We start from the raw sequence: 7485 nt of genomic DNA on the forward strand, positions 1-7485 counted from the left end.
TTTGAAAAACAGTTCGATCTGCCAGCGCTGCCGATAGAGTTCGGCAATATCCAAGGCCGACAGGTCAAAACGATTGGTCAAAAACACATATTCTTTACCGGTTTCCGGGGCGCGGTAGTGCACCCGGCGCAGAGTATCAGGATAGCTGACCATCCCATGCTCGGAGTTCAAGCGGATGACCTGGTCAGCGAGAACCCGGTCAGGAGCAGTATTTGCCAAGGTTTCGCTGACTTCGAAGCAGGCATTGGATTTCAGTCGGGTAACAAACCAGACACCTTTCTGATGGAGGCGATACAGCCAGGCATAATCGATGTAACCACGGTCAAAAATTAATAAATCACCTGGATTGAATTGCATGGTTTTGCCAACTTGCAGGTCATGCACCTTAGCTTCGGTCAAGATCACGCATTGCGGCAGCATATCGGTTATCACTGTGTGCAACTTAATGCCAGCCTTGCGGGCCCGAAAGGTAGGCCAAGGAAAAACGCTGGCACAGAGATCGATGGTAGTCGAATCAATGATTTTTAGTTTGGACTGCCGTTTATGTTTCCGAGTCAGCTCCCAGCTAAGCGGTGCCATAACTTATGATAAAGCTTTTCAAAAATAATGGCCGGACGTAGTTCATTGGCTTCTGCTAGGGTAGAGCGTTTCACCTCGGACTGGCCCAAGTGATAAAGTTTTCTGACGTGTTGATTGAGACTAAACACCAAATCCCGGAGACTCTAGCGACTACTGAACTGGGCGTATAGCATGGCAACAAACTGTGACCAATACGAAAATTTTCTGGGCTTCGGACCCTCCCAAGCATGGGTATCGACGATATGGTCGAAAACATGTCTCGGTACTAGTTGTAGCATTTGCCCTAAGATTGTGTTAAGATGTGCCATAGTCCCCATAACTCCTTTTTGTTATTCGATTTTTAGCTAAAATATTATAACATAATTGGCAGGTATGGGGACTATTTTTTAAGTATTGTTGCCATTTTTAAGTATCGTCTACCGGACTATTGTTGCCATTTTTAAGTATCGTCTACCGGACAGCAGTGATTAGAACCAAAACACATTCCTTCCTTAATTGAGCTGCAAACCAGGGAAATAAAGACCATTTGTTCGGAAGCGACCCTAAAAGACCGCCATGCCATGGAAAACATCATTTTTGAAACTATGGCCCTTACTAAAAGGGAGCGGGAAGCAGTACATGAAGCGGTAATCAACTTGGTGGAGACGCGCCTGCAAAAGGCTAGCAACCTGTAAGCCATGGCCGGTCGTATAAACGCCAACCAGCAGCTTCTTGCCCTAGATCAGGTTAAGCTGGTAGTCATCAATGAGGCCCAGGGCGGTCGCCAGGAAATTACCCTGCTCTAATGGCCACCAGCCCACAATCAGCGTTTTCCAGGGGTGGTAATTTGACCGAAAAATTGAAGGAGATTTTAAGTGAGCTGCGCCGCCGCTTCGAGACGCTTTACGGGGAACGGCTGGTGCAGATGGTGCTTTATGGCTCCCGAGCCCGTGGCGACGCCTCGCCAATGTCGGATATCGACGTTTTAGTGGTGCTGACTGGCCCGGTGTCACCCTGCCAGGAGATCGATCGGACCGTGTATGCGGTGGCGGAGATTTCTCTCAAATACTGTGAGGTCATTAGCTGCGTTTTTGTCTCCGCCGAGCAGTTCGAACGGGAACGCAGTCCCCTGTTGCTAAATGTTCGGCAGGAGGGAATGGCCATATGAGGCCCAAGCAACCGATATACAGAGACTAGCATGAAGAAATACCGGTTCAATGTATTAATTGAGCGGGATGAAGACGGTTACCTAGAAGCCACGGTCCCGGCCCTGAGGAGCTGTTATACCCAAGCCCGGACGATGGAAGATCTCCTGCCCCGCATAAAAGAAGTTATCGAACTCTGCTTGCAGGCAGGAAGTTGTTAATTTTAAGTTTAAATAATCCTACAAAACTGGTGTCATAGGCACGATAAAGGATCGATGCCCAAGAACCTCAACATACCGAAAAATATGATCGCCGATTTTTGCCGGCAACACCACATCCGGCGTCTATTTCTCTTTGGCTCAGTCTTGCGGGACGACTTTGGCCCGGACAGTGATGTGGATGTGTTGATAGAGTTTGAACCAGGGCATATCCCGGGTCTGGATTTTTTTGACCTGGAAGCGGAGTTGTCGGAGTTGCTGGGCTATAAGGTGGACCTGCATACCCCTGGCTTTTTGAGCCGCTATTTTCGGGATCAAGTTAAGGCCGAGGCGGAATTGTTATATGGCCCGCCCTAAAGACCTGGTACGCCTGCGGCATATGCTGGAGGCGACGCAGAAAATGTTGGAGTTCACCAAGGACCGGACGCGATGCAGCCTTGATGAAGATGAAATGCTCACCCTGGCGCTGCTCCGTTTGTTGGAAATTCTCGGCGAAGCCGCCAAAGGGGTATCATCTGAATTACGTCAAACCTATCCCCAGATCCCCTGGAAGCAACTGGCTGGCACCCGGGATCGGTTGATTCATGGATACTTCGATGTAGACCTGGACATCATTTGGACGATTATCTCCAGAGACCTCCCACCTCTGCTTGCTGAACTTGAAAAGATTGCGTCCCTCGAAGACGGATAATGATTGCCAATGCTACCATCCTTGAAAACCACTAATGATCTTGTGATGCCCACCCACGACATCATCGACAACCGCCAGGAGAAATTAGTAGATCACATCAACCGCATCCTCGACTCCACGGAGTCTGCCGCCTTTGCGGTGGGCTATTTCTTTCTGTCGGGACTGGAGAGTATTGCCGCCCGCCTGACGGGGGTAAAGGAGTTGCGTCTGCTCATCGGCAATACCACCAACCGGGAGACCCTGGAGCAGATCAGCGAGGGTTACAAGCGCCTGGAGCTGGTGGAACGGGCGGCCGAGGAGATGCGTTTTGTCAAACGCACCGAAGTGAAGCGGATGGCAGCCCGCACCGCCGATAATCTCAAAGAAGCGATAGAGGTGATGGACCAGACCGATGCCGGGGAAGCGCTGATAAATAGCCTGGTTCGCCTGATTGAGGAAAAGCGTCTGAAGGTCAGAGTCTATACCAAAGGGCGGCTGCACGCCAAGGCCTATATCTTTGATTACCGAGACGACGGCCGCTATGAAAGGGGCATTGCCATTGTTGGTTCCTCAAACCTTACTCTAGCCGGCGTGACCCATAACACCGAGCTTAATGTGGTGGTTCAGGGCAACGATAACCATGCCGAACTCAGCCGCTGGTTTGACGAGTTGTGGAGCGAACTCAGCCGCTGGTTTGACGAGTTGTGGAGCGATGCCCAGGACTTTAAAGATCACCTGATGCAAGAGCTTCAGCAATCCTGGGCGGTGGCCCCGGTAAGCCCCTATGACATCTATATGAAGACCATTTATGCCCTGGTCAAGGATAGGTTGGAGGAGACCGAAGGGGCGGAGCTTCTCTGGGATGATGAAATCACCACCAGGCTGGCCGACTTCCAGAAGGTGGCGGTGCGCCAAGCAGTGCAGATAATCAAAGATTACGGTGGCTGCTTCGTGGCGGACGTGGTCGGATTGGGTAAGAGCTATATCGGTTCGGCGGTTATCAAACACTTCGAGCGCACTTCCCATGCCCGGCCCCTGATCATCTGTCCTGCTTCTCTGGTTGACATGTGGGAAGGCTATAACGAAGTCTATCACCTCAATGCCCGGGTACTTTCTATGGGAATGCTGAAAGAGAGCGATGATGACGATATTAATTTTCTGATCAGCGAGGTTAAATACCGTGACCGTGATTTTGTTCTGGTCGATGAAAGCCATAATTTTCGCAATCCGGCCACCCAGGGGTATAAAATTCTCCAGAATTTCCTGGCTACCGGCCGGCGCACGGTTTTTCTGACCGCCACCCCCCGCACCAAAAGCGCTTGGGATATCTATAATCAGGTCGAACTGTTTCACCAGGATGATAAAACCGATCTGCCCATCGACCCCCCCGACCTGAGGCAATATTTCCAGGCCATCGATGATGGAAGGCGAAGGCAAGAAACGGGCCTATGTCTTGGTAGGCGGTAAGCATCAATTTTTCCCGCGTCGTGAGCTGGAGACCGTTGAATATAGTATCGAAGCTACTTATCAAGGGTTGTATAACCGGATTCGCCAGTATCTGGGCCGTCCGCAGAGATCAGCACGGTTGAAGCCCCCGGCGAATCAACTCAGTTATGCCCATTATGGCTTATGGCACTACGTCAAGAAGGAAAAACAGAAGAAACCTCCTTACCATGAACTGCAGCGGGCGGGGGCGAATCTCCGGGGCCTGATTCGGGTATTGCTTTTCAAGCGCTTTGAGTCCAGTGTCCATGCTTTTCGGGAGTCCATGAAGAGACTTTACCGAATCCACCAGCTTTTCCGGGAAGCCCTCAACCAAGGGTTGGTTCCGGCCGGAGATGACGCCCAGACTCTCCTATATGAATCAGACCTGATGGAGGAGGGGGAGCTTTTTGAGGCCTTACGTAAGATATCCGGGCGCTATGATATTGCCGATTTTGAGTCTGATTTACTTAAGCAGCATATAGACCACGATATGCATATACTGGCCGAGATGATCGACCTTGTCGAGCCAATATCCCCCGGCCAAGACGCTAAGCTCCAGACGCTTTTTGATTTACTACAGAGAGAACCTTTATCCCAGGGCAAGCGCCTCATATTCACTCAATATGCGGATACCGCGCAATATCTTTTCAGTAATTTAAACCCCGACCCAAAACGGGGGGATATTGAGGTCATATATAGCGGCGATAAAAGTAAGGCCCGGGTAGTGGGTCGCTTTGCCCCGAATGCCAATCCAGAGTATCAGTTTCAAAAAGGCGAAACAGAGATTCAATTGCTGATCTCTACCGATGTCCTGTCCGAAGGCTTGAACCTGCAGGACTGTGATAAGATCATCAACTATGACTTACATTGGAATCCGGTGCGATTGATCCAACGGTTTGGCCGGATCGACCGCATCGGGTCCGAATATGATGTCATCTGGGGGTTCAATTTCCTGCCTGAGACTGAGCTGGATAAGAACCTCGGTTTGCACGATAAGCTCGCCAATCGAATCCGAGAGATACATGAGACCATAGGTGAGGACGCGGCCGTCCTGGAGAGCAGCGAGAAACTAAATCCAGAGGCCATGTATGCCATTTACGAGAAAAAAGGCGATCGACTCAACCTCTTCGAGACGCCGGATGAGTTCATTGATCTGAATGAGGCGGAGGAGTTGCTCAGGCAACTAAAAAAGAGAATCCGGCTGAGTTCGACCGTATCTCCGCTTTAAGGGACGGTATCCGCACTGCGGTGGCTTCAGACACTAAAGGGCGTTACATATTCTGTCAGGCCGGGAAATACCAGCAGCTCTTTTTGGTGGACTCAAATGGCGAGATTGTTTCCCGTGATATCCCAACAATACTCGGTCAGATTCAATGCGGTCCGGATCAGGCCGCGGCCCCGCTACCCAAGGGACACAATCAGGCGGTGATGAGAATTAAAAGTCGTTTTGTCGAAGAGGTCAAACACCGCCAGGCAACTAGATCCCATAGCCTATCCCTGACCCAAGGTCAAAGATATATAATTCGCGAACTTCGGGTATTGTTTGGCGCGACCCAGGATGATGATCGGCGGGCCCAAATTAATCTGATGGAAGAGGCCTTTAGGTCACCGGTTACCACTGCGGTTAACAGAGAGCTAAATCGCTTGCGTCGCAATGGAGTTACTGGCGAGGACCTGCTTAGGACTTTGATAACTATCTATCATCAGCACAACATGAGGGAATGGCTTGATAGAGGTGCTAAGGAAGAATTAAAATCCGAGATCGTGAGAGTTATTTGTAGCGAGGCCTTGATTTAATCGCGCAGATTAAGGTCAGCCTTTCTCAAGAGCCTCAATGAAGGTAACATCGGCCCCTAATTAAGGATAACTTATTGCCATAGTTGGTGAAACAGGGCTAAAAATGGACGATCTACCGACTTTATATTCCCTAACCGGGATAACCAGCCTCCCTGATAGACCGGTGCGAGTCTTAGGGGTCGATTTAGGCACTACCAACTCTACGGTCGCCGAGAAAATCTGCTCCCCAGGGGAGATGCCGTCTACCAAGGTGCGTTGCCTTGAGATCAATCAACGGACCTCCGGAGGAATATACACCCATGTCACGGTACCATCTGTGGTCGCCCTACACGAAGGCAGGGTATGGGTTGGCGAAGGGGCTAAACGACTGCGCGGCCGGCGTGGGCTGGAAATCTATAGGAATATTTTTTGGGAATGCAAAAATCATATGGGGATTAGGCGAACCTATCACAAAGCTCCGCCCGGTTTTCAAACCGCCCGAGAGATTTGCGAACAAGTCCTCAGGTTCTTATATGAAACTGCTAAGGGTCAGACCAAACTCCTATAAACCGGGTTGTAGTCACTGTTCCAGCTTCTTTTCAGGCAGCCCAGCGGATCGATACTCTTGAGGCGGCTAAACTCGCAGGCCTCGAAATCTCTGGCAGAGATTTGCTTGATGAACCCATTGCCGCGTTCCTCGATTACCTTTTTACTAACAGTGTCACTTGTCTTGGAAATGCTGGGGAATCAAAAACGCTCATAGTCTTCGATTTTGGTGGCGAAACTTGTGATGCTGCCGTTTTTCGCATAACCATTCCCCACCGTATGGAGAGTCTCAAGGTGGTACCTCTTTTGGTTTCCCGCTACCATCGGCTTGGAGGTGGGGACATTGACGCCGCTATTGTTCACGAAGTCTTCATTCCCCAGATCCGAGAACAAAATAACCTTTCCAACCAATTGCGGCTGTTTGTCACTGAGGATAAGGATCTGGGCCTCCGGCCCGAAAGAAAACTTAGGGTCATTGGAGAAACTGAATTTATAAAACAACATCAATGCTCGGTGCGCTCCCTGGCGGCCTTCGAAAAGAGTGAATTTGCTGATGACTGGTGCGACCTCATGCGTCTATATATGGTCCGGCGCACCCGCACCTTACAGTATAATTTATTTGACCATTTGTATGACCATCAGGCACATCATAGAGACGAGCTGTTTTCTCTACCAATGTTTTTAAAATATGCTTGTGCTCCTGTGTGGCGATGCTAGAGTCAGTTATATTCAGCATGCGTGAAGAAATGAAAGTGGCTTCTGGACTTAGATCCACCAGAATGACATGTAATAAGTTTCTTGATTTGGGTAATTTCCTTGCCGCAATACCTGTCATTCCCGACCCAGAGAAACCGTCGAGAACGCAGGTGGTCCCTTCTGCATAGTGCTTGAGATATTCTTGGATCGCGATATATGGAACCTTTGTGTGATATGAATGTGACCTATAGACAGGATCGAACTTACCTGCGCTTGTATCCGCGGCAAAAGGCTCCCGGCGGTAGTCGTCGGTGGCCGGGTCGTAGGGCTTGCCATAGTGCTCGATAAAATCCCTGATAAAAGGGTTGGGGCAGGCGGTGTAGTAGGGCGG

Annotated in this window: 8 protein-coding genes and 2 pseudogenes; 7 read left to right on the top strand and 3 right to left on the bottom strand. The window is 50.1% G+C overall.

What is annotated here, in order from left to right:
• On the bottom strand, positions 1-579 hold a 579-nt coding region (locus JRG72_11460), incomplete at its 3' end, for an IS4 family transposase (protein ID MBW2135822.1).
• A 143-nt stretch (positions 580-722) separates the two neighbouring features.
• Positions 723-887 carry a DUF4372 domain-containing protein gene (locus JRG72_11465; GenBank protein ID MBW2135823.1) on the bottom strand — a complete coding sequence of 55 codons (165 nt, stop codon included), beginning with the start codon at positions 885-887 and terminating at the stop codon, positions 723-725.
• Positions 888-1363: 476 nt separating this feature from the next.
• Between JRG72_11465 and JRG72_11470 the strand changes: the two genes are divergently transcribed.
• The 7 genes and pseudogenes from JRG72_11470 (at position 1364) to JRG72_11500 (ending at position 6794) form a co-directional block, all read left to right on the top strand.
• Positions 1364-1726, top strand: a complete 363-nt coding sequence (locus JRG72_11470; protein ID MBW2135824.1) for a nucleotidyltransferase domain-containing protein — start codon at positions 1364-1366, stop codon at positions 1724-1726.
• Between the two features lie 30 nt (positions 1727-1756).
• Complete coding sequence (locus tag JRG72_11475; protein MBW2135825.1) at positions 1757-1924, top strand: type II toxin-antitoxin system HicB family antitoxin; 168 nt, start codon at positions 1757-1759, stop codon at positions 1922-1924.
• Between the two features lie 54 nt (positions 1925-1978).
• Entirely contained in the window at positions 1979-2278 is a 300-nt protein-coding gene (locus JRG72_11480; protein ID MBW2135826.1) for a nucleotidyltransferase family protein, read from the top strand.
• Entirely contained in the window at positions 2265-2612 is a 348-nt protein-coding gene (locus JRG72_11485) for a DUF86 domain-containing protein (protein MBW2135827.1), read from the top strand. Before JRG72_11480 ends, JRG72_11485 begins: the two co-directional genes overlap by 14 nt.
• Before the next feature lie 45 nt (positions 2613-2657).
• A pseudogene (locus JRG72_11490) lies at positions 2658-5873 on the top strand (helicase).
• A 103-nt stretch (positions 5874-5976) separates the two neighbouring features.
• A complete protein-coding gene (locus tag JRG72_11495; protein ID MBW2135828.1) occupies positions 5977-6420 on the top strand; it encodes a hypothetical protein in 444 nt (147 codons plus the stop codon).
• Positions 6417-6794 (top strand): annotated as a pseudogene (locus JRG72_11500) (Hsp70 family protein). The gene JRG72_11495 and the pseudogene JRG72_11500 overlap by 4 nt, the downstream one beginning before the upstream one ends.
• 172 nt (positions 6795-6966) lie before the next feature.
• On the opposite strand, the gene JRG72_11505 reads toward JRG72_11500, so the two are convergent.
• Positions 6967-7485: DNA methylase (locus tag JRG72_11505; protein MBW2135829.1), on the bottom strand; the 519-nt coding region annotated here is incomplete at its 5' end.

This window comes from Deltaproteobacteria bacterium (assembly GCA_019309545.1).
In the GTDB taxonomy this organism is placed as follows: Bacteria; Desulfobacterota; Desulfobaccia; order Desulfobaccales; family Desulfobaccaceae; genus Desulfobacca_B.

Bases quoted from the DNA above. Each gene is read 5' to 3' on its own strand.
- JRG72_11465 (MBW2135823.1), bottom strand. From the start codon at position 887: ATGGCACATCTTAACACAATCTTAGGGCAAATGCTACAACTAGTACCG.
- JRG72_11470 (MBW2135824.1), top strand. From the start codon at position 1,364: ATGGCCACCAGCCCACAATCAGCGTTTTCCAGGGGTGGTAATTTGACC.
- JRG72_11475 (MBW2135825.1), top strand. From the start codon at position 1,757: ATGAAGAAATACCGGTTCAATGTATTAATTGAGCGGGATGAAGACGGT.
- JRG72_11480 (MBW2135826.1), top strand. From the start codon at position 1,979: ATGCCCAAGAACCTCAACATACCGAAAAATATGATCGCCGATTTTTGC.
- JRG72_11485 (MBW2135827.1), top strand. From the start codon at position 2,265: ATGGCCCGCCCTAAAGACCTGGTACGCCTGCGGCATATGCTGGAGGCG.
- JRG72_11495 (MBW2135828.1), top strand. From the start codon at position 5,977: ATGGACGATCTACCGACTTTATATTCCCTAACCGGGATAACCAGCCTC.